Origin of the sequence: Paraburkholderia lebeckiae, assembly GCF_014201005.1 — a bacterium.
GTDB lineage: Bacteria > Pseudomonadota > Gammaproteobacteria > Burkholderiales > Burkholderiaceae > Paraburkholderia > Paraburkholderia tuberum.
This window is the reverse complement of record NZ_JACHDK010000034.1, coordinates 16,588-38,974: the sequence shown is the minus strand read 5'-3', so window position 1 is coordinate 38,974 and position 22,387 is coordinate 16,588. Positions and strand designations below refer to the sequence as shown.

Sequence of the window (22,387 nt, the reverse complement as noted above, 5' to 3'; positions counted from 1 at the left end):
CCGGCCGCAATCATGCATACCGTAGCGCCGCGATCAACAACGACGCGCGAATCATTCCAAGCGCCGCAGCGTGTCGTGCCGGGTCAGGGGCGCTCCAGCGCAGCGAGCTTCTTCCGACCACGGCATGCAGACCCGGAAAGACGCGGGTTTCCAACCGGGAATCTTCCGGTTTCCTCCATGCTCACCCGTGCATGGCATTACCGGAAGTCACCAGATCCAACGAGATAATCACCGCTCCCGAAACGCTTCACGAGCCTTGAAAATCGGCTTCAGAATGTAGTCAAGAATGGTTTTCTCACCGGTACGGATGTCGACCGTCGCGACCATCCCGGGCAGAATCGGTAAGCTTTTTCCGCCTGCATGCAACTCACTGGAGTCTGTCAGCACAAGCACGCGGTAATACGTCGCATCGGGCCGACCCGCGGCGGCCTTCTGGTCGTCCTTGAGCGTGTCGGGGCTGATGTGCTGAACCGTGCCTTTCAAGCCTCCATAAATTCCGTAGTCGTAAGCCGTAATCTTCACGGTGGACGGCTGATCAGGATGCAGGAATGCGACGTCCGAAGGCTTGATGCGTGCCTCGACGAGCAATTGATCTTCCAGCGGGACAATTTCCATGATGTGCTCGCCCGGCTGGATGACCCCGCCAATCGTATTGAAGCGTATATTCTTCACCGTGCCGTACACCGGTGCAATCACAGTCGTACGCTGTAGAACATCCGCACGACCCACTACGGTTTCGCTGGTTTGCGCCAGTTCCAGTTCCAGCTTCGTGAGTTCCGAGTTTGCGTCGGCCTGAAATCTGTTGCGACGCTCGACGATCTGTGAGCGCAGCTCGTTTGCCTGCCGGCGCATGCGGAGCAGTTCGACTTCAGAAACAAGACCTTTGGCCGCTAGCGGCTCGGCCAGGCCAATTTCCTTGTTCGACAGCGAGTAGCTCTTTTCCAACGCGGTCACGCTATCGTTCAGTGCGCGACGTCGCGCGTTGTAAGCAAGCGTCTCCTGCTTCACGACCGTAGGCACGGCTTTCACGTCGTCAGGAAACGTCAGCGGCTGCTCGTACGCCTCGGCACGCAAACGCGCAATCGTCGCCTTCAGTCCTACTGACTTGGACCACGCTTCGCGATAGCTCGTCTCGGCTCGCGTCGGATCGATCTTTGCCAGCACTTGTCCCTTCTTGACAATGTCGCCTTCACGTACGTCCAGTTGTTCGAGAATGCCGCCCTCAAGACTCTGGATGACCTGTTCGCGGCTCTTCGAAATGATGGTCCCCTCGCCGTGCGTTATCTCCTCCACGCGCGCAAAGTACGCCCAGGTCAGCCCGCCGGCCAGGACCGTGAGAATGACGTAAAGCATGATCATCGAGCCCGGCGTTGACTGCGTCAGCAGCGATTCCCGGATGTCGCTCATGAAAGCAGCGTCGCCTTTGGTGAGCTTAGCCTTTTTCTTGCCTCGTTTGAAAATATTGAAGTTCATTGCGATTGCTCCTTGTTCGGTGCGCCTGCCTGCGTATTACCCGCTTGCGCAGCGGCTGCCGGTACCGTCTTTTGGGCGCTCATGATCCTGATCTTCGTGGCAACGGGCTGAGGCGCCACGGGCGTATTTGTTGCGGCCGCGACGCCGGGCGAGGTGCCCGGTCGCGCGCGCTTCGGCGTTCCATCCACCGCTGCTGGTTCGCTCTTGCCTGACAGCATCGCGAGGATCTTGTCCTTCGGACCATCGGCCACAACCTTGCCTTCTTCGACTACGACAATCCGGTCAACCAGGGCCAGCAAGGATGGGCGATGGGTCACCACAACGATCGCCTGCCCCGCAGTTGCACGCGCGAGATGTTCAAGGAAGAGCGCCTCGGTTTGGGCGTCCATTGCGCTCGTCGGCTCATCGAGCAACAGGAGCTCCGGCCGGGCAAGGAGGCTGCGGGCCAGCGACACCAGCTGACGCTGGCCACCGGAGATGCCCGTACCACCTTCTCCGATTGGGAGGTTGATACCCTGTGGGTGGCGGCTAGCGACATGATCAAGCCCTGTCAAACGTATCACGCGTAGAAACTCGTCGGCGCTCGCTTCAGGCAGTCCGATCATCACGTTTTCGCGCAGACTGCCGTGAAAAAGACGCGCGTCCTGGCCCACGTACCCCACAGCTTTGCGCCAGTCGGCGAGGTCAATCTGCTCAACGTCCAGACCGTCCGTGAACATCTGCCCTCCGACCGGCGCGTAAAGACGCGCCATCACACGCAGAAGGGTCGATTTACCGCTCCCAATACGGCCCAGGATAGCAACCCGCTCGCCGGACTGGATGCTCAAATTCACGTCCTTCAGAACCGGCGGATTCGGTTGCATCTCCTGTGTGGGATACGAAAAGCAGACGTCCTTCAGGGTGATTTGCCCCGAGAGCGAAGGCTTCGGCAGATATGTGCGCGATGAATCGCGATCGACAGGCATCGCCATCAAGCTATTCAACGAATGTAGCGCGGCCTTTGCCTGCTGGAACCGCAAGGCGAGTCCCATCACCTGGCTCAGCGGCGCAGTAATCCGGCCAGCCAGCATCACCGTACCGATCAACGCGCCTTGCGTGAGCTCGCCTGCGTCGATCAGGTAGACGCCGAACACGATCAGCACCACGGTCTGCAACTGCTGCAACAAGGTAATGAAGCTCGTCGCCTTGCTGGAAATCTGACGCGACTTCATCGAAGAAGATGCCGCCATCGCGCTGAAAGACTCCCAGCGCTTTTGCATATGCCCTTCGCCACCCACCGCCTTGAGTGTTTCCAGACCTTCAACCGATTCGATCAGCACGCCCTGCTTGAGCGACGCTTCCTTGAGGTTCCCTTTCATGATCCGCGCGAGCGGCCATTGCACCAACAGACTCACACCGATGATCAACGGGATCATCAGCAACGGCACCCAGCCGAGCGAACCGCCGACCGCGAATACCACGCCTACAAAGACGAGCACGAATGGCAGATCGGAAATTGCAGAGAGCGTGGCAGAGGTTGCGAAGTCGCGCACCGACTCGAACTCACGCAACTGGTTGGCGAATGACCCTGCCGACGACGGTTTGTGCTCCATGCGGATGGAGAGCGCCTGGCGGAACAAAAGCGTGCCCATGACCAGGTCGGCTTTCTTGCCGGCGACGTCGAGTAAATGGCTACGCACATGGCGCGAGATCGCTTCGAACAGCATCGCAATCCCAACCCCGATCGCGAGCGACCAGAGGGTGACGTAGGCCTGGTTCGGTACCACGCGGTCATATACGTTCATCGTGAAAAAGACGCTGGCAAGGCCGAGCACATTGATCAGCAATGCACCGAGCGCAGCACTCGCGTAGTAGCGTCGATAACGCCATAGCGTGCCCAGCAACCAGTGACCGGCCGGTTCGACGCTATCCCCTTCGCGCAGCTCGACTTTGGCCGTCGGCTTGACCAGAATGGCGTAGCCCGAATAGATTTCGTCCATTTCCTCTTGGGTGTACTCCACGGGCTCGGGACCAATTTCCGGCACCATCACCTGATATAGAACGCGGCTTTTGGCTTCCTTGTCCGGATTCGCACGCCGACCCAGCAGCACGCAGCCACCCGTGCGGCGATGCAGCAAGATGACCGGCAGCACGTGCTCCGGCAGCAGTTGCAGACGACGCTCCACCAAGCCCGCCGTGAGGCCCGCGTTTGACAGGGAGTCGAGGGCCAGTGACGGCGAAAGCATGCCGCTCTTCGGCAGCCCCGCGGTGAGCGCCTGCGCCGTCTTGCCGCAACCGTAGCGCTCGCAGATCCACATCACGGAACCGAGGAGGCCGTCCTCGTTGGTGAGGGGCGCGGCAGCCTGTACGTCAGGAAAATCGTTTCGAGTCATGATCGTAACCGGTTAGATTGAAGTATGTGGTGCGACACCTGAACCGCAATCCAGACTCAGAAAACAATGAAGCAATGCTCGTCGTTTAAAGGATCGATTCGGCTAATTCGGGTGACCTGATGAACGAAACACGAGATTTCGTACTGGCTCCAATTGTCCGGATATCGGTGACCCCGCGAAATCAGACAGCCGCGACAACATAGTGAGACTGGTACGAATTTTTAGTTCGCAGTCTTTCACAAGCACTGATTTCCGCGCGCGATTGTCTGACCAGATAGGGCCGCCAGTATCAACGGTGGCCAACCCACTATTCGTCTGCTAATCTTGTATCGTTACTAGTAACATGAACTGAAAGGCCGACGTTTGTCGATTTAAATTCGTCTCAGTGCGGTGAAACATGAAATGGCACCGATTTAAGGTTAGAAACCTGACAGACAGGCTGACCAGCCCCAGGAAAACGGGCCCGCTTTCTCATAATCGAATTGCTTATGCGGGCGCGTTGTAATGCAAGGCATTGTGCCCGGAGATAAAGGATGCCCCAAATGGAGAATGCCGCCATCCAGGTCATGTTTGCCGACGATCACCCTGCGATCGTTGCCGGACTGATTTACATGCTTGAAGAACACCGTACCATCAAGACAGTGGGCACCTGCACAAACTCGACCGAGCTGATCGCGAAACTCGGCACGCAGCCATGCGATGTACTGGTGTGCGATTACTCCATGCCGGGCGGCAATTACGGTGACGGCATTACGCTGTTTTCATTTTTGCGGCGCCGATACCCGGCCATGCGCATTGTCGTGCTGACGATGATCGACAACCCAGGTATCATCCGCTCGCTGCTCAAGCTCGGCATTCAGTGCATTCTGAGCAAGGCCGACCCGATGGAACATCTGGTCGCCGCGATTCACGGCGCATATGCGGACGCACGTTATTTCTCTCCAACCATTTCAAAGATTGTCTGGCAACTCAACGTGGATACGCCTGCCTCTGGCAGTCGAGCGCTTACTGCACGCGAATCCGAAGTTGTCCGACTCTTCGTGTCGGGACGGTCGGTCAACGAAATCGCAGCGCAACTCAAGCGCAGTAAACAAACCATCAGTTCGCAGAAAGCCAGCGCAATGCGCAAGCTAGGCGTGGGAAACGACATCGAGCTGATCAAGTGTTCGATTGACACGGCGCCTACCCTCGTACCGGAAGATGGTGCCCATGATGCGTCCGATCCGACGCAGCCACGCGACAGCAAACCCTGACGACGAGATGAGAGCGGCGACGAGGGCCTTTAAGTGCATACGCGACCGAGGGTAGCATCGCAACAAAAAACACTAAAAGCGCAAAAGCGATGAGTTCGGACGCGTGTGATGCGAAGACTGATCCGGTCAGATCTCCGGCTGCGACCCATCGGTCGCCACACCGAGCCCAGCTTCGTATGCAAAGTGAAACAGGTCGGCGTCCCGTTCAATCCCGAGCTTTCGCATCGCGCGGGTCTTTTGGGCACTGATTGTCTGCTTCGTGCGATGTAGTCGGTCGGCGATTTCATTCACAGACATACCTGACACGAATAGCCGGATGACTTCCGTTTCGCGCGTGCTCAGCGTTTGGGTGCGTTCGTTCCGACCAGGAGAGGAATCCGGCATAGCGCCTTTCAGGCTTCGCGAGGTAGAAAGAAAGTAGGTGGCGCCGGCATAGACAGCGTGAATCGCGGAGATCAAATGGCTCGTGTCATGAGCTTTACTTAACACCGAATGCACGCCACGCTTTGACATTTCACGCGTAATGGCAGGGTTTTCGATAGTCGTGAAGACTACGATCTTGAGCGCCGGGTAGGTTCGTCGCAAGAATGCCAGCAACGTCAAGCCGTCCCCGTACTCTCCACCGGGCATCGCGTAATCGGTAATGAGGACATCGCAAGGGGCGCTGTTCAGCACCTTGATGAGTTCGCCGGAGTCTCCTGCCGTGCCTGTAATTTCCAGCGTAGGTACAGCGGAAAGTTCGTGCTTGATACCGGAAAGGAGTGCCGGATGATCGTCGGCCAGCACGACACGGATTTTCATTTTGCTCATGCAAGGCTCCGCGGAAATGGGATGAACCGGGCCGCGACGGCAAGCTCAATGTACCCGAATCTGACTTATCCAAGAATACCCTCTGGAAAACTGGAAAGCAAAAAAAGTGGGGCAAATTCGACTGACTGGAGAATTTATGGCTTTCCCTCGTATGTGTCGGATTTCCGAGGGCTGGCCACCTGGAACCGAGAGCCGGGCCATTGTCGACGTTGTCAGGTAGCTGAGGTCGTCGCGAAGAGGGTGAGATGAAGAAATCAAAATCGTCGCTTCACGGTCACCGTTTGTCCGCTGGCGTCATCAGCACGCCGTGCGTTGGTATTTTCTCCTTCAGTTGAGCTTGCACGTCATCGAGGAGTTGCTCCTCGAGCGCAGCGTGGTCGTGACGTACGAGACGATCCGAGGCTGGTGCGACAGATTCCGTGGGGTGTCCGGAATTTTGTGTAAACGGGTTGAGGTTTAACCCGGCACCAGCCGCTCTTCGAACTGGATCGTGCAGCGGTTCAGTGCGGCCTTCCAGTCGCGGATCGGCATCGTCCACTTCTTGCGGATGTTGTTCAGGGCCAGGTAAAACAGCTTGGTGACGGGCTCATCGGTCGGGAACGAGCTACGGGTCTTGATCACCTTGCGCAGGCTCATGTTGATCGATTCTATGGCGTTCGTGGTGTCCCCCAAGGGGACTTCCTCCGGGGCGTAAATCACCTTCCTGATCTCCGGTGGGTAATCGAAGAACGGAATCACCCGTGCCCAGTTGCGTCGCCAGCTCTGCCCGATGGACGGATAATCCCGGTCCCACCTGGCCTCGAAGGCGCCCAGCATCTGTTCGGCCATCTCGACGGTCGATGAAGTGTAAATCGTCTTCAGGTCGGCGGCGACTTCCCGCTGCATTTTCCAAGGTACGAAGTTCAGGCTGTTGCGCACCATGTGCACGATGCACAGTTGCACTGCCGCTTTTGGGTAGACCGCTTCAATGGCTTCAGGAAAGCCTTTAAGCCCGTCGACGCAGGCGATAAAGATGTCCTGCACGCCGCGCGTCTTGAGCTCAGTGACCACCTGCAGCCAGAACTTGGCCCCCTCGGTCTGGGCGATCCACAGGCCCAGGACTTCCTTGTGGCCGGCCATGTTCACGCCGATGGCCAGATACACCGCCTTGGTCCGCACCGCGCCGCTGTCGCGCACTTTGACGTGGATGCAGTCGAGATAGACAATCGGATAGAGCGCGTCGAGCGCACGGGCCTGCCAGACCTTCACCTCATCACTGACGGCGTCGGTGACCGCCGAGATCAGCGTCGGCGAGACCTCCGTGCCGTACATTTCTTCCAGGTGTCCCTGGATCTCGCGCACGCTCAGGTCACGCGCATACAGCGAAATGATCTCGTCGTCGAAGCCCGTCCAGCGCGTCTGATGGCGCTCCACCAGCTTCGGCTCGAACGCCCCCTGACGGTCGCGCGGGATGTTGAGCGGCAACTCGCCAAACTCCCCCTGCAGCGTCTTGGCGCTATGACCATTACGGGTGTTGCCCGTGGCATTGGTCACCGTTTCGCTCTTGCCATGGCCCATGGTGCTCGGACATCTCCGTCTCTAACGCACGCTCCACCAGCATCTTGGTGAGCTGCTTGAGCAGGCCGTTCTCGCCTATCAGGTTCCGGCTTCTGGTAATTCGCCAGCAGGCTGTCTGCCAGCTTGACGAGTTCAGGATCGGCTTTCTCTCTTTTATTGCGTTTCGCTACGGTCATCTATGCTCCTGTTGCTGGCAGTCTCCTGCCAAATGACCGTTTACACAAAACTTTTTACACCCTCTATCGATCCGATGTTTTTGACGCTGCGCACCGAGCCTTCCCTGCTTGACGAACATGACGCCGGGCCCCGAACAGTCATCAACCCACGCGTAAACGTGAGCGCCGCATGCGAGGCTAATTTGACAAACCGCCTCAGCATGCGCTGGCACTGGATCGTCACGTTGATAACCCATCCTGCGGACGTCCTTTCACCAGAATCAGATTTCTCAACCGACCTGAGGACACTCAGATTCTGATACCTCCGCAAGAACTTCACGCGGTGTTTTCGTGTCGGTCAGAACATCGGTGCGCAAACGGGCGCCAAGAGTCTCAATCATTTTCTGCGCCACCTGAACACCATCCTTCGATATCGTTATTTCCAGCCGGGCGCATTGATCTGCCAGGGCGTCGTGCCCAAACACCGCTAACGCGCCTCGCAGCGAATGTAACTCAGCCAGCAACCGGGTTGCATCCCCGTCATTGTGTGCCGCACGGATCACCCTCAGCGATGCCTCACACGACTTCCGGAACGTTTCACGCGTCTGCTCCGGGACGGCTCGCCCCCGCAGCATGCCGTCGCGCCTAGGCTCGCTTCCATCCGCTTCTATCACCACGCGTGGTACGCCAGTCACTTCCGACAGAACCGCCGACAACTCATCCAGTTGTAGCGGCTTGGTCACTACGCGTGCCATGCCGGTTGCCTCGCACCACGTTCGCACCTCCAGCGGTACGCTCGCCGTGGCCGCCACAATCGGCATCTCCGGCCAGTGCACCTGTGCTTCGCGTGCCAGCGCGTAGCCGTCCAGTACCGGCATCGACAGATCCGTCAGCAGCACATCAAAGCGTTCCCGCGATAGCCAGTCCAGTGCGTGCTGCCCATCTTCTGCCGCCCGCGTCTCGCAGCCCAGCATCCTCAACTGCTCCTCGAACAGTTGACGGTTCACCTCGTTGTCCTCCGCGATCAGCACTTTCAACCGGCGCGACGACAGCACCTGCTGCGTCTCATCGCACGCATCGAGCGCCTCGCCTTGCAAGGTGTACCGCAACGCCGCCACAAGCCCCTTCAGGCTGTAGCTCGAGACCCTGACTACCTGCTCTATCGCTACCGGATATGCCGGACCTTCCGTACTACTGTCGATCACCCACGAGGACTCCGCTAACAAACCGCTTTCATCATCCGTGTGCCAGGTGTCACGCTCGCCGCAGAGGATCAGCGCATCCGCCTCGTTCAACATCGCCGGGTGAAGTTGTGCCGGATGCCGGTATGCCTGCGCCTGCAGTCCCCACGCCTCCAGCGCTGCCACTGCATACGTGTGCCAGGCGTCCGCCGCAGCCACGAACAGTATCCGCTCTCCCGCGAAACGCGGCATGTCCGACTCGCCTTCGCTCTCGCCCAGCGGCACCCGCGCCGTAAAGCAGCTGCCCTGACCTGGCTCGCTGCGCACGGCGATCGTACCGCCCATCGCATCGATCAGCCGCGCGCACAACGCGAGGCCAAGACCCGTGCCGCCAAAGCGACGGTTGATCGTTGCATCCGTCTGGCTGAACGCCTGGAACAGAAGCGCCTGCTGTTCCGACGACATCCCGATCCCGCTGTCTTCCACCTCGATCGTCAACGTCGCGTCCTGATCGTCCACGCCCGCCTCCACCGACAACCGCAGCGTCACCTCCCCATACGCCGTAAACTTGATGGCATTCGCCAGCAGGTTGTTCATCACCTGGCCAAGCCGAGTCGGATCACCCTGCATCGGCTGCACCGGCGACGTTCCGAACACGCCCGACAGCCTCACGCCCTTTGCGCGCGCCAGCGGTCCGAACATCAACAGCGCCCGAGACGCCACCTCCTGCGCGTCGAATGCGATCCGCTCCAGTCTCATCTCGCCGGCCTCGCTCCTCGAGAAGTCCAGCACATCACTGACGACCTCGAGCAGTCCGTCCGCCGAGGCCCGGATCGTCGTCAGACGGTCGCGCTGCAACGCATCCAGTTGCGAGCGCGACAGCAGTTCCAGATTTCCCATGATTGCATTCAGCGGCGTGCGGATCTCATGGCTCATCGCCGCAAGGAACGCCGATTTCGCCGCGTTGGCGGAGTCGGCCGCCTGCTTCGCGTCACGTAGCTGCCGCTCCAGACGCTTTCTCGCCGTGATGTCCGTGAACGCCGTCACAAGCACGTCCTGTCCCTGGTAGCGCGCCGGCACGAGGCTCACCGAGAGGTCCATCGCCCCGCCCTCGCGCGTAGGGAGCGTCAGTTCCTCGTGCAGCATGCCGTTCGCCCCCGTTGCCCCGCCGCGCTCCCGGTGACGTCGAACCAATTCCGCCGACAGCGTCTCGGTCGGCACGACTACCCGCGCCGCAGCGTCAATCATCGTCGGGCTGCGCAATAGCGCCTTTCCGCTCTCCACTGCGATCAGCCCCAGCCCCACTGGCGCCGTTTCAACCAGCATGCGGCTCAGGTGCTCACTCTCGAACACCCGTCGCGATCGCTCAATTGCCGGCCGGAAAACGCGTTGCTTGACATAGATCAGAAACACCCATACGACGGCAAGCGTCGCAAGCGTAAGCACAGCACCGATACCGATCTGTTTGCCGATGCCCGCAACAACGTCGCGCCACGTAAATACATAGACAAGCACCCAGCCCGTATCGCCAAGACGATCCGCAATCGTGAATACACCGTCCCGCCAGGTTTCGCGTTGCATGCTGCCGGTCGCTCCCGCGACACCCAACGCCCGAACGCGATCAATCAATGCAGGGGCCTGCTCATTCCAGGCTGTGCTCACTACTATTTCTCCTTTCTCTGACACGACCATATACGTGCCATCGAACCCGCCAACGGTCAGAGGTGCTGTCAAGATCTCCGGGTCATATTCCGTCACGAGGATCGCAAACGGTGATCCGTCTGAGAACACCGGCGCGGCGATGCGAATCGCCATTTTTCCCGTCAAGGGACTGATAGCAGGCAGCATCCAGGATACGGGCCGACGAATATCGGGTTGCTCGCCCGCATGGATGCCGGTCAGACCATCCAGCCCATCCCCCAGATCCGCAATCAAATGCGCACGGCCGGCAGACGTCCCGGCCATCGCTGCCTGGTGGGGCAAGGGCGCAGACAGAATTCCGGCAATATTGTGCTGCGCACCATAGAAATAGCGGTCCGCCTGCTGGCCCCGCACCAATGAATTTACTGCGCTGACACGACCGAGTTGTGCAGTGAGACCAAGATAGCGACGGCGTTCATCGTGGGTCAGGGATTTACCTGGCATGTCGAACAACAACGGCGGTTGTGCCGTGGACGTGGGCAATGGCACGAATGCGTACCCCTGACGGCGAAATCGCGTGATTCGCTCAAGATCGACCTGATCCGCGTCCTGCCACGCCAGCTCCGCGCCGACTAGCGCGGAGCGGAACAATGCTTCGCTCGAGTTGACTTCGCTCATGACGAGGTTGCGATCGACGAGGAAGTTCTGCCGCTCGCCTGCAACCTGCCCGCGTACCGCCGACAACGCCGCGAGCGTGAAAGCGAAAAGGATCATGATCGTGGTCACCAATCCACCACCGAACACCAGCAGCTTCTTGTAGCGCTGCAACTGGTTCAAAGCATCATTCTGTGGAGCGGAGGACATGGCGGCACCGGTTCGTTCTGGAGACAGTCGATGCACCTTTGTCAATCACACCGACGTAGCGCATCGGGCCAAAACGATTATCGCGGCGCGAGAGCGGATCCGATCAGTCGCCCCCCAAATCAGACCCATGCTATGCGAAAGCAAATAATAACCGGACCCGTCAAACGTGCCGGCGTGCGCACTGAGTGTGAGTCAAGGCTTCGCGAGTAGGTTCGGACGAGTCAGTACTCGCGAACATTTTTGCCAACAGTGGTTCATCACCCCTGTCTCACTCATCTCTGTGCAAACTGTATTGAGCGCAATGAAGATCCCGCATCGTGCTCGCTGACGATCATCCGGCGGTGCTTTTTCGGCATTAAGCAATAACTGGCTGTAGTCCTCCCACTAGATGGCTAGGCGGCGTGGCGATACTTGCGCATAGCGAGAGAATCGCTGGCTGCGCGCGGCATTGAGCTCACGTATGAAACGGTGCGACGCCGATCGGTGAAGTTCGGGCTGGCCATTGCTCGACGCATCCGGTCCACCGCGTTGGACCGGGCCAACAGGTGGCACCTCAACGAAGTGGTGACCACGATCGACGGCAAGCAGTATCCGCCGTAGTGTGCGAAGGACCAGCCTGGCGCGGTACCGGATGTACTCGCACAAAGCCGGCGCGAGTGGCATGCGGCGACGCACATCATGCATGAGCTGCTTAGGAAGCACCGCCGCGCTCCGCGTGTTCTGATCACCAGTAACGTAGAACCCCGACAGCACAAAGAATTGCACAACCAGGCGGAGAACTCGCACCAGCCGACGCGAGTGCGCGAAAAAGTGTTGCACGCTTCAAATCAGCGCGCTATCTGACGCGATTCGCGTCGGCTCATGCTCAGGTGAGCAATCGGTTCAAACGCCGCCGGTACAGCGCGAACGCGCAACAGAAGCGGCAGACACGCAAGGAGGCCTGCGAGGCGTAAGAAGCTGCAACCGGAAATCCGATTCCGGGTCGCCTCGCCAACCAGGTGAGCCAGACTTATGGCATGCGATTTCGCATGCACGTCATTCGTCAAGTTGACATGCCAGTCACGGAAAATATCAACTGAAGCACGCGAGACTCACCGAGCGCGAAGCGACCAACTCATCCAGAAAAGCATAGTGTCGTAACTCAGACCAACGAGTCTATAGGATTCTCTGCGTGGTTCAGCGTGCGTCCGGCGTTCGATGCTGTCCTGACCGTCGGGGCGTCGACCGTTAACGCCGCCAGTTGCTCACGCATGGCGCCCGTCACACCATCGAACGCGATGCGTTGACTGGCCGTAAGCGCCGAAGCGCCAGTTCGGCTCGTCAATGCGAGTGGATCGGTAGGGTGATTGTTCCGCCGCACCTCGAAATGCAGGTGAGGTCCCGTGGACCTGCCGGTGCTGCCTACTGCGCCGAGTCGTTGTCCTTCAGTCACGGACGCGCCAACGCGCAAATCGCGGGCGAAGCTAGACAGATGTGCGTAATACGTCGTATAGCCTTGCGGATGATTGAGCACAACGTACTGCCCATATCCGCTTTCGTTGCCTACGAACTTCACGGTTCCCGAAGCGGCCGCCACTACGGGCGTCCCCTTCGGCGCGCTAAAGTCCACGCCGGTGTGAAAATGCTGCTTGCCGCCGACCGGATGGACACGATTGCCGAAAGTCGAACTGACCCTAACGTAATCGAGCGGCATCGAAAAGGGTTCAGCGGCAAGCCGCCGTCCGTCGAATGAATAGTAGTCCCCGTTGGCGTGCCCCGGTGCGACAAACCACACGGCCTGGTAGACCTTAGCGCCTGAGCGAAGTTCGACGGCCGTCACGCGCCTGCGCTGTGGCGCCGCGGCATCGCGCCCGTGGAAAACGCGATAGGTGTCGCCCTTCTGCGCGGGCGCCGCAACGTCGAGCCGGGAGGCAAAAATACGGGCAATCTGTTCCCGTATCTCGACAGGCACGTCGGCCCGCACCAGAGTATCGTGCAAGTTGCCTTCGATCCGCCCTGCGTATGTCCCGATTTCGGCCTCCGGCACGACAAGCGGCACAGCGCCAGATAGCGGACTATTTTGAGCCTCGCCAACGAACCCGCTGAACTTGCCGGCAATATCGGCCGAACCTTCGGACATCTGCCGAGGTCGCTCGACGGGTTGCGCAGCCGGCACGGTCACCCCAAGGCCGGACCAGATCGCGCTGGATGCCTTCACGCGATTGAATATTTCTGGTGCTGCAGTCGCAACTGATAGGCCGAGAATCGCGACCATGCCACACAGCACTCCTGCACCCGCGATGGAACTCGCTGGAGATTTACATCTGGAACGCAAGCCATTGCCCACTTCGATGGCAATGGCTTGCGCCTTGGGGAAGGTGTTACCTAGAAAGTGGAACGACATCATGTCAAAACCTCGCAGTCAAAATAGAGGGCTGCAGGCGTAAATGACAGTGCTTGAAACGCGCGGCAGCGGGCGGAAACGGGATAGAGCGAAAATCCAACAGTCTGGGGTACCCTTTCGCGCTACACAATCCGGTCATAAGCCGTTGGAAAGGGTCCCTTCGCTATCTACATGCGAGTCCTAAAAGGGTTAATGCGATAGAGATAGAGTAAGGCGGCGCCCCATTTCGCCCTATGTGACCAATCCTAAAGAACTCTGTCCCCATAAGTATCGACCTGCGGCAGCGAGTCGCATCGCCCCCGCGCACGGCACAATCACGAAGCTCGACGACCTCAGACGAACGCCAGAGGTTCATGGAGATTCGACTCTTCGCCCGCCCAATTTGCTTTGACCCGAGGCATGCAATTTCGGACTTGTAAAGCGGCGCGCCTTATACCTCCTCGCTTATCGGTTGTTCTTCTCGGGATCGCCGGCGCAAGCTAGTGCATCCAACTTGCTGGCTGATCCCCGCGCGATTCATGACGCCGACGGGTTTGCCAACAGGCCAATTTCGACTCATGGGAAAAAATGGGCATGTTCGGTGACATCGTGAACAAGCTGTTCCACGAGGCAAAGCCCGACGCGAGGACGTCGACAGTTGAGCCTGCTCCTGATCCGGCGCAGAAGCGTTAAATATTGCAAACAGCTGACGCAGGATCTGAAGTATTCCGGACACTTGAATGACTCGGCGAGAGTGAACATCTGGCTGCATAGCCCGGGTGACGGCGACGCTGGCCGCAAAGGGTGGCAAGTTTCCGCCCGATCTGGGCGGTTAAGCCACGCGTTGACAGAAAGTCCAATACGGTCCCCTTCTAATTCGCCAGAGCCCCAAAATTCATACGTGTCATATTGGCTGAATGCCGTGAATCGTGAAAACTGATTCGGAAAGGCGCACGGGCATGCACGGATCACATCTGCCATCCCTCGCGGCTAACTCGGCGATGGCGCTTGCATTGACAGACCGCGCGAATACAGCTCAGACATGCCAGAGACGACCGCTCTCGCTTTTGCGATGACAAGTTCTACCGTTAGAAGCTGTTTCGAAATTAGTTAAACATCGGCTTGAGACACGCTCAACACATCAAAGCGCAGGCGAGAGAAAGGAAATCTTCATGGATATGGGCGTATCGTTCGTAGCGAATCTTCAGGCGTCAAAACGAGCGAAGCCACGCAATCGATCGTCGGCTGGCCAATGCGCTTCTCCGGGACCACTGCCGTGTGGCGAACCGATTTTTGCGAGCGCCGGCGTGACGCCATGTTTTTACAGGCGCTATCGATGATTCTCAGAACTGTAGCCCCGTCGCGCTGAACAATTTACGGTCTATGCAGTGGACCTCCCCACTTGCCACGAATGCGCGCATGGGATCTATTGGAACGAAGAAACGGGTTTGCACAGCAACCGTGTGAACGGTACTAGTTTTGCCCCGCAAGGCGAGACGCTGGTGCGTGCGGCCGAAAAGCCCTTCAAGGTACAACATGATTTCGGCGATCACCAACCGCGGCGAGTTGAACTTCATGATCTTCGAGGGAATGCTCAGGAATGCCACCTTCATCGAACTCACGAAGCGGTTTCTCAAACAGCTCACGCGCAAGATCTACTAGATGGTCGACGGCCATCCGGGCCGCATCAGTCTGCTGCTATCAAGATGTTTGCCGCCGACCAAGCAACGCGTCTGCGGTTGATCCGGCTGGCGAGCTATTTTCAGAAGCCTAATCCCAGACGAGACGCTCAACCAAGGACGTCAAGACTAACGCGCTCGGCAAAATCTAACCGACCATCAAGACGGGAATGAGCCGGGATCTGCGGTGGCATCTGCATCGTCCGCAAAAGGAACTCCCCCCGTTATTCGCAACCCTACTGCAGTAAAAGCATGTCGATATAGCACCCGATCGACTACGAACTAGTTAATGATTTCATCAGTGCCTTTGCAATTTTTATTATTAATTTAGTAATACATATCACGAAAGTGCGATTTTTTTCGGGACCTTTTACGAAGATGCATCGATGATGCGGGCAGTCCATTAGAGAACTCGCGCTGAACGACAACTTGACAATACTTTTGAGGATTCTATGAGAATTGCTGTCCTAGACGACGATCAGGCACAAACCGACTTTTGCTCTCAGACGTTATCGCCGGCAGGGCATATCTGCCACGCGTTTTCCTCTGGCCGGGAACTGGCACGGCAGCTGAGACGGCAGACCTTTGATCTACTCATACTCGACTGGAACGTGCCAGACATGTCGGGCAAAGAGATCTTGTGCTGGGTTCGAGGTAGCCTCTCTGAACGACTTCCTGTTCTGTTCATGACGAGCCGCAGCAGTGAAGCGGATATCGCGTCAATACTTAATCACGGAGCCGACGATTACGTCGTCAAGCCGGTCCATGGAAGTGTCCTGCTCGCGCGCGTCAGTTCGCTGTTGCGACGCACCTATCAGTTCAGTGCTGCTGGGCGCGAAGTCTATGGAGATTACGACTTCGATCTGATTGCGAAGCAGGCGCTGCTTAAGGGTACCGCTGCTGCGCTGACCCCAAAGGAATTCGAACTTGCACTGCTGCTGTTCCAACACTTGGGCCGACCGTTGTCTCGCGCCCACATTCGCGATGTAGTCTGGAATCAGATCGCCGAAATCTCGTCGCGGACAATTGACACGCACGTGTCGGTACTACGTGCCAAGCTCAATCTGCGCCCGGAAAGCGGTTATCGGCTCGCAGCGGTTTACGGTTATGGCTATCGCTTGGCTCAGGTGAATAGTGTCGAGATACTCGAGCGTACTCCCATTAATCGCGCACCGATGACGTCAGCGGACAAATGGTGATCGTGACGCCACGATTTTGATTTCTTCTTCTCGCCATCTTCGCGACGACCTCAGCAACTGACAACGTCCCTCGAGCGCAACGGAATAGAGCACGGACTTCGGTCGCTGGTCGGTTCGATTCCCGTTTCACATCTCACGGTGGAGCAGGCCCGAAACCTTCCGTGCCATGCGCTGGCAGCGTCAAGCCTTGAGAGAAATTAATCTACGCCCAAATACTTTGGAAACGTGGCGGATGAGCCGTTGCGCGTCTCGTGGCGCAAAGTGCGCCGGGTTTTCTTCGGTAAATCGCCAATGTCGTGCCCAGGTATTTGCGGGCCTCAGCCGGCGAGCGCGTGAAGAATGAATTTGCCACCTTTGACGACGCCCATACGAACGAGGCTTATCGCGCGGAGCCGCTCAATCAACCGTCTGCCCGTGTTTGCCGTCGATAACGGCTATCAAACCGTTGTATTCGCCGCGCCGGGCCAGCGACGACAACGCCTATAGCCTTCCGGGAACGTCAGAGTTCACCAAAGTTTTTCCCTGAAGTTGGGCAATGATTTCCCGCCGTCGTTTTGGAGAGGCTCGAAGCAGGAGGTTCATTGTTACTATAAATTCGCGCTCTTCATTCTTTTGGAGATTGACGAACGCGAGTAGCGCCTGAACAGTTGCGGCCTCTTTGTTATTCGACATTTCGATTTCCTTTGATCTTCACACTACATCGCAAGTTGTAAAACTGCCGAAGAAGGGAAAGACTTATATCGCCCTTAAAAATCAACCAGAACTGAACAAAAATAACAGCCAAACGTTGCTAACTGAAGTTGCAAACGTTGCCCGAGAACGCACTGCGTATTGCCGATACAAGCTCGCCGACGTCAACACTCTTTAGAATAAGGGAATGCACTCCAATCCGCGCGAGCGACCGTCGAAGATCCGGGTCGCCATTCATACTGAATACGATGATCTTCAAATCCGGAAAACACTTTCTCAAGAACGCCGGATATGGAACTCAGTCGCCGCATTCGCCTCCGGGCATCGCGTCGTCAGTGACGAGTACGTTGCAGGGCACGCGAGCAAGACGTTCAACAACCTCAGTCGAGTCGCACGCAGTCGCTACCATTCTTAACTCAGTATGTCCGCTCAGTATCATTCTGACACCCGATAATACGACAGGGTGGTCATCGGCCACAAGAGTATTGATCATTCCTTGCACTTTACTACCTCGCGACCTATCGGAAAGACAGTCTTTCGCACCATCTCGTCTGAGTCGCGACTCCAGGTGCACAATTCAAAACCCTGCATTTCCGTGAGTTTTATGAATTCAGATCGCACTCGGAATATTCATGCTGGAATAAAAGCACTTTCTATGCAAATAGCATCAACCAACGCCTTTCATACATTCTATTTTTCTGAGTATCGACGGAAATGCGACGGGTGTTATTTTTCTTTTACACCAGCCGGACTCGTCATAAATTTGTTTTTGGCGTTGTGGCGGCGCATAGAAAGAGGCTGGAGTTGCTCCTGTAACTCAGGACGTGGACACCGTTAGGTTGATAGCGCAGCAGTTCGCCGGAACCCGCGAGCGAAGCTGCGCGTGCGATGGTCGATGTAGGCAGGGCCGTTGTCCGACAGCCGTTCGACGGCCGCACCCGCCTGGGTCGCTCCGAAGCGTCGCTCGACCGCAGCGAGCATCACATCACGCACGACGCGTCGTCATTATGTGCACCAGTAGTCGCTGCCCAACGGATGTCACCTCCCGGTCATGGCAGTCCAGCGCGAAGGTCCCACGTAACGGCGAGCCATCGTCACAACGGAACTCGCAGCTTCTGAGCATTAGCGGGCACTGCTCCGATCAACGGCGACGAGTCCATCATGCCAACGATGCTTCGCGCTCGCGTGAACTGGATAAGGCTCGACGCTCTTGCGTGACAGTGGCAGTGCCAGGCCCGACATCAATCATCAAGCCTGACATGGCGATATGGCATCCTAACGTCTGCGCTCCAGTTCATATATATTCGTCAGATTCGTCGACTCCTCCTTTCAACAGAATCGCTCGAATTCTTTCCACTAAGTAGTACCGGGCATTGGCTGACGATTAGATACCCGTATTTGGGTATAACCCGACATTCGCGTCGATATCCTCTGCGTGAACCGCGGAGGCCGAAAATCCGCTTTCATATGCAAACCTGAATAAATCGGCGTCGCGTTCTATGCCCAGCTTGCGCATCGCCGCCATTTTCTGTGCGCTCACTGTCTGCTTCGTCCGATTCAACTGAGCGGCGATTTCGTTAATCGTGACGCCGGACACGTACAGACGTACAACCTCGGCTTCCCGCCCCGAAAGATTGCGCGGGGGTATGGCTTGCGTTGGGCCGACTCTTTCGGGTTGCTCGCGTGAAGTCGGTGAAAAGTAGGTTGCACCCGCGTGAACTGCATGTATGGCGGTAATCAGATAGTCAACATCTTTCGATTTGTTCAGTACGGATTGGATACCAATTTTCCGCATCTTGGAAGCAATAGCGAAATTGTCGATCATGGTGAAGACGATTATCTTAAGGTCGGGATATCGGCGCTTTAAGAACGAAAGCATGGCCATCCCGTCACCGTATTCTCCCCCAGGCATGGAGTAGTCTGTGATGAGAATGTCACATTCGACATTTGACAGCAAATTGACGATTTCCGTCGAATCCTGCGCCGTCCCAAGGACGCTGAGAGTATGGACTCTCGACAGTTCGTATTTGACACCAGTGATTAATGCGGGGTGGTCGTCTGCAAGTATCAGCTTGATTTTCATTGCTCGCTCGATCGGTCAACTGCATTTATGAATCGAATTTTGGAATGCTTAATGTAACGGCGGCCATCGAGGGCGGGTATCTTACCAGCCTCATTCAATCCACCAAATTATCTGACTGATCCGAAAAACCAATGGGATATATCTGGAGATAGCGCATTGCCGCCCGTATGATCCGACGACGGAGTGGTTCGTTTTCAACGAGCTTCGGGCGGCGAGAGCGTCAGTCGGATATTGCTGGGACGGTATGAAATTCACATACGAAACGGTGCGACGCTCGTCGGTGAATATCCAAGGGTTATTCGAGGCGCAAGAAGCTGCAACCGGAAATCCGATTCTTGATCGCTTTTTCTACCAGATTAGTATAACTAACGCCACTCACTTTCTCATTCACGTCATTCTAGCAATTTGACAATTCCTCAATTCCACATCGCTCGAAGATTCAGGTCTTCTAAAACATCGTGGTTACCGTACAAGTTGGTCAAACGCCCGCACTGTGATTCTGAAAAATATTGCAGGCGGAAAAAAATGCCAGCTCTTTCTCTCGCTCATTGAACATGATGTGAGACGTTCTTGTCAGACCAATCCTCATCTTGTTTTCATCTGCATGACTATCGATTGGATCATGCCCTGATCGATACGCGCGATGAACTCATTTGATTTTGCATAGCCTGTGTTCAAAGGGTCCACCTTGCGACCAGGCTTTACCTGAGCAGGGAGTTAGTGGCAATGCATCGTCCCAAGAGCACGCTTCTCGCCAATATCGTATGGGCGCGAGAAACCGCTGAACGTGCGCCAGATTTCTTCACCACCCTGTCGCTCGGCCAAAATCCCCGTGTGCTCTGGATAGGCTGCTCCGACAGTCGGGTGCCTGCTGAAGCCATCACCCACAGTGCGCCGGGCGAGCTGTTTGTCCATCGCAACGTCGCCAACCTTTTTCATCCGAACGACAATAGTTACGCGAGCGTGCTCGAGTATGCCGTGCGCGCGCTGAAGGTCGAGCACGTGATCGTTTACGGTCACTACGGCTGCGGCGGTGTTCGCGCATCTCTCCTACCGCCCTCTTCCGGAATGCCCCACGTCAACCGCCACATCGCACCACTTCGCGCGCTTGCCCACCGGCATTGCGCAGAGCTCGACTGCGAACCGAGCGACCGGGCGGCCGACCGGCTCTCCGAGTTCAACGTGCTCGAACAGGTGAGGTTGCTGCGTGACACGGCGATCATCCGTGACAGCGTCCCCGCCCCGCTAGTGCACGGCTGGATCTTTTCTCTCACCGATGGCCGCATCGAGGAACTCGACTCTGGCTATTCCGCAGGTAGCACCCAACAGGACACACAACATAAGAACGCAGGCTGATCCACCACAATGAATCGCTCCAAATCACACTCCTCTTTTCCGTCCATCATGAATCTACGAGCATCACTCTCAACGCTCCCACGCGACCTGATTACGGGTGTCGTTGTCTTTCTTGTCGCGCTGCCGCTGTGCCTGGGTATTGCCAATGCATCTGGTGTTGAGCCCTTCGCAGGCCTTGTATCCGGCATCATCGGCGGCCTCGTCGTCGCGGTTCTGAGCGGCTAGCCACTCTCCGTCAGTGGACCGGCGGCGGGCCTCGTCGTCATCGTCGTCGAAGGCATTGCGCGCCTCGGCAGCTTCTCGGCCTTTCTGCTCGCCGTGCTACTGTCCGGCGTCATTCAATTTGGCTTCGGAATGGTGAAGGCAGGCCGAGTGGCCGCATATGTGCCTTCGCCCGTTATCAAGGATATGCTTGCCGCCATTGGGCATATTGCTGATCGTCAGGCAGGTGCCGTTCGCGTTAGGCATGGCAGGTGACCTTGATACGCCCGTCGGCAACATGCCATTCAGCCTCCGCGCACTAACCGCCTTCGCCGTCGCGACGGTGTCACTCGACCTGCTAGCCAGTTGGGAAACCCGAGCGCTGCGACGCTTCAGGCTTGTGCGCCTAGTCCCTGCGCCGCTCGCCGTTGTGCTGCTCGGCATTGCCGCGACGCTGTTGCTTGACATGCTGTCCCCAAGCCTCGCCTCGCCCGCCGAACACCGTGTCGCCCTGCCCGAGCTCGCCTCGATTGCTGCTCTCAGCGCCGCAATCAAGAGCGCTGATCTCGGGCCGAATTTCGCGCAACTACTGAACCCCGACATCTGGCGCGTCGCGTTGACGCTGGCGGTCGTCGGAAGTCTCGAGACGCTGCTGAGCCTGGAAGCCGTCGAACAGATCGATCCGAAGCGCCGCCCGACTCTGCCGGACCGGGAGCTGAAAGCGCAAGGCGTGGGCAATCTGATTGCAGGAGCAATAGGCGGCCTGCCGATCACGTCGGTAATCGTGCGCAGCTCGGCGAACGTCAATGCAGGTGCACAGAGCCGCGTGTCCGCCATCGTGCACGGTATACTGTTGCTAGTCAGCGTGTTTGCACTCACCGGCCTGATTAACCAGATCCCCTTGGCAAGTCTTGCCGCGATCCTCATCCATACCGGCATCAAGCTCGCCAAACCGAGTTTGTTCCTGTCCGTTGCGAAACAGGGACCAGGTGCATTCGCACCGTTCATCGCGACGATAATCGGCGTGCTCGCCGTGGATCTCCTGTTCGGCATCGCGCTCGGACTCGCGGTCGTTGTCCTCATGGTCGCGTGTGCGAATTTGCGTGGTCCCGTTATGTTTGCGCAGCATGACGACCACTACCTGCCGTCTTTCCGCAAGGATGTGTCATTTGTCGGCAAGGTGAAGGTCAAGCACTACCTGCGGCAGATTCCTGACCGATCGGCCGTTATCATCGACACGACCCGTGCCGACTACATCGATCACGATGTGCGCGACCTGATTGACGCGTTCGTCGTCGATGCACGGGGCCGCGGTATCACGGTCGAGATCAGGCAGCAGCCACATCACGCGAAAGAACGCAATGGACGCTGGCTATTCCGCAACCTGACCGCGCGATAAGCATTAAATAGCGGAGCAGACACAGGGACAGGTTGTACCACGATGAGGACCACTCATCTGCCCGACAGGTAGGAATGTTGGGCGGGAGTCTGTCCAACGCCGCCATCGCCAT

General features: G+C 57.5%; 11 protein-coding genes and 5 pseudogenes. 6 read left to right on the top strand and 10 right to left on the bottom strand.

Going from position 1 to position 22,387, the window contains the following annotated elements; all coding sequences use genetic code 11:
• Positions 1-228: 228 nt before the first annotated feature.
• Positions 229-1,473, bottom strand: a complete 1,245-nt coding sequence (locus HDG39_RS32335) for an HlyD family type I secretion periplasmic adaptor subunit (RefSeq protein ID WP_184012030.1) — start codon at positions 1,471-1,473, stop codon at positions 229-231.
• The gene (locus HDG39_RS32330) at positions 1,470-3,845 is read right to left on the bottom strand and encodes a type I secretion system permease/ATPase (RefSeq protein WP_184012029.1); all 2,376 of its coding nucleotides are present in this window, start codon (positions 3,843-3,845) and stop codon (positions 1,470-1,472) included. The genes HDG39_RS32335 and HDG39_RS32330 overlap by 4 nt, the downstream gene beginning before the upstream one ends.
• Positions 3,846-4,387: 542 nt before the next feature.
• Between HDG39_RS32330 and HDG39_RS32325 the strand changes: the two genes are divergently transcribed.
• On the top strand, positions 4,388-5,098 hold the full coding sequence (locus HDG39_RS32325; protein WP_184012027.1) for a response regulator: 711 nt from the start codon (positions 4,388-4,390) through the stop codon (positions 5,096-5,098).
• Between the two features lie 126 nt (positions 5,099-5,224).
• Here the strand turns inward: HDG39_RS32325 and HDG39_RS32320 are convergent, their stop codons facing one another.
• Positions 5,225-5,908: a response regulator gene (locus HDG39_RS32320; protein WP_184012025.1), complete on the bottom strand. Its 684-nt coding sequence runs from the start codon at positions 5,906-5,908 to the stop codon at positions 5,225-5,227.
• 245 nt (positions 5,909-6,153) lie between these two features.
• Between HDG39_RS32320 and HDG39_RS35440 the strand changes: the two are divergent.
• Positions 6,154-6,326 (top strand): annotated as a pseudogene (locus HDG39_RS35440) (IS6 family transposase); the annotation flags it as partial.
• A 38-nt stretch (positions 6,327-6,364) separates the two neighbouring features.
• Here HDG39_RS35440 and HDG39_RS32315 read toward each other — a convergent pair.
• From HDG39_RS32315 to HDG39_RS32300, 4 genes and pseudogenes are all read right to left on the bottom strand, one after another.
• Positions 6,365-7,641: pseudogene (locus HDG39_RS32315) on the bottom strand (IS256 family transposase).
• A gap of 269 nt (positions 7,642-7,910) precedes the next feature.
• On the bottom strand, positions 7,911-11,306 hold the full coding sequence (locus HDG39_RS32310) for a hybrid sensor histidine kinase/response regulator (RefSeq protein WP_184012024.1): 3,396 nt from the start codon (positions 11,304-11,306) through the stop codon (positions 7,911-7,913).
• A 1,141-nt stretch (positions 11,307-12,447) separates the two neighbouring features.
• Positions 12,448-13,692: a M23 family metallopeptidase gene (locus HDG39_RS32305; protein WP_260328426.1), complete on the bottom strand. Its 1,245-nt coding sequence runs from the start codon at positions 13,690-13,692 to the stop codon at positions 12,448-12,450.
• A 1,109-nt stretch (positions 13,693-14,801) separates the two neighbouring features.
• Positions 14,802-15,081 (bottom strand): annotated as a pseudogene (locus tag HDG39_RS32300) (IS5/IS1182 family transposase); the annotation flags it as partial.
• Between the two features lie 123 nt (positions 15,082-15,204).
• On the opposite strand from HDG39_RS32300, the gene HDG39_RS35435 reads away from it, so the two are divergent.
• Together HDG39_RS35435 and HDG39_RS32295 are read left to right on the top strand one after the other, a co-directional pair.
• A complete protein-coding gene (locus HDG39_RS35435) occupies positions 15,205-15,330 on the top strand; it encodes a hypothetical protein (RefSeq protein ID WP_260328425.1) in 126 nt (41 codons plus the stop codon).
• A gap of 469 nt (positions 15,331-15,799) precedes the next feature.
• Complete coding sequence (locus HDG39_RS32295; protein ID WP_184012022.1) at positions 15,800-16,546, top strand: response regulator transcription factor; 747 nt, start codon at positions 15,800-15,802, stop codon at positions 16,544-16,546.
• 480 nt (positions 16,547-17,026) lie between these two features.
• Here the strand turns inward: HDG39_RS32295 and HDG39_RS32290 are convergent, their stop codons facing one another.
• The 3 genes and pseudogenes from HDG39_RS32290 to HDG39_RS32275 all read right to left on the bottom strand — a co-directional run bounded on the left by HDG39_RS32290 (position 17,027) and on the right by HDG39_RS32275 (position 19,319).
• Entirely contained in the window at positions 17,027-17,218 is a 192-nt protein-coding gene (locus tag HDG39_RS32290; RefSeq protein WP_184012020.1) for a hypothetical protein, read from the bottom strand.
• Between the two features lie 885 nt (positions 17,219-18,103).
• Positions 18,104-18,406: pseudogene (locus tag HDG39_RS32280) on the bottom strand (transposase family protein); the annotation flags it as partial.
• Positions 18,407-18,620: 214 nt separating this feature from the next.
• Positions 18,621-19,319, bottom strand: coding sequence for a response regulator (locus HDG39_RS32275; RefSeq protein ID WP_184012016.1), 699 nt, complete (start codon positions 19,317-19,319; stop codon positions 18,621-18,623).
• A gap of 726 nt (positions 19,320-20,045) precedes the next feature.
• Here HDG39_RS32275 and HDG39_RS32270 point away from each other — a divergent pair.
• Both HDG39_RS32270 and HDG39_RS32265 read left to right on the top strand, forming a co-directional pair.
• A complete protein-coding gene (locus HDG39_RS32270) occupies positions 20,046-20,675 on the top strand; it encodes a carbonic anhydrase (protein WP_184012014.1) in 630 nt (209 codons plus the stop codon).
• 48 nt (positions 20,676-20,723) lie between these two features.
• A pseudogene (locus tag HDG39_RS32265) lies at positions 20,724-22,275 on the top strand (SulP family inorganic anion transporter).
• Positions 22,276-22,387 lie beyond the last annotated feature (112 nt).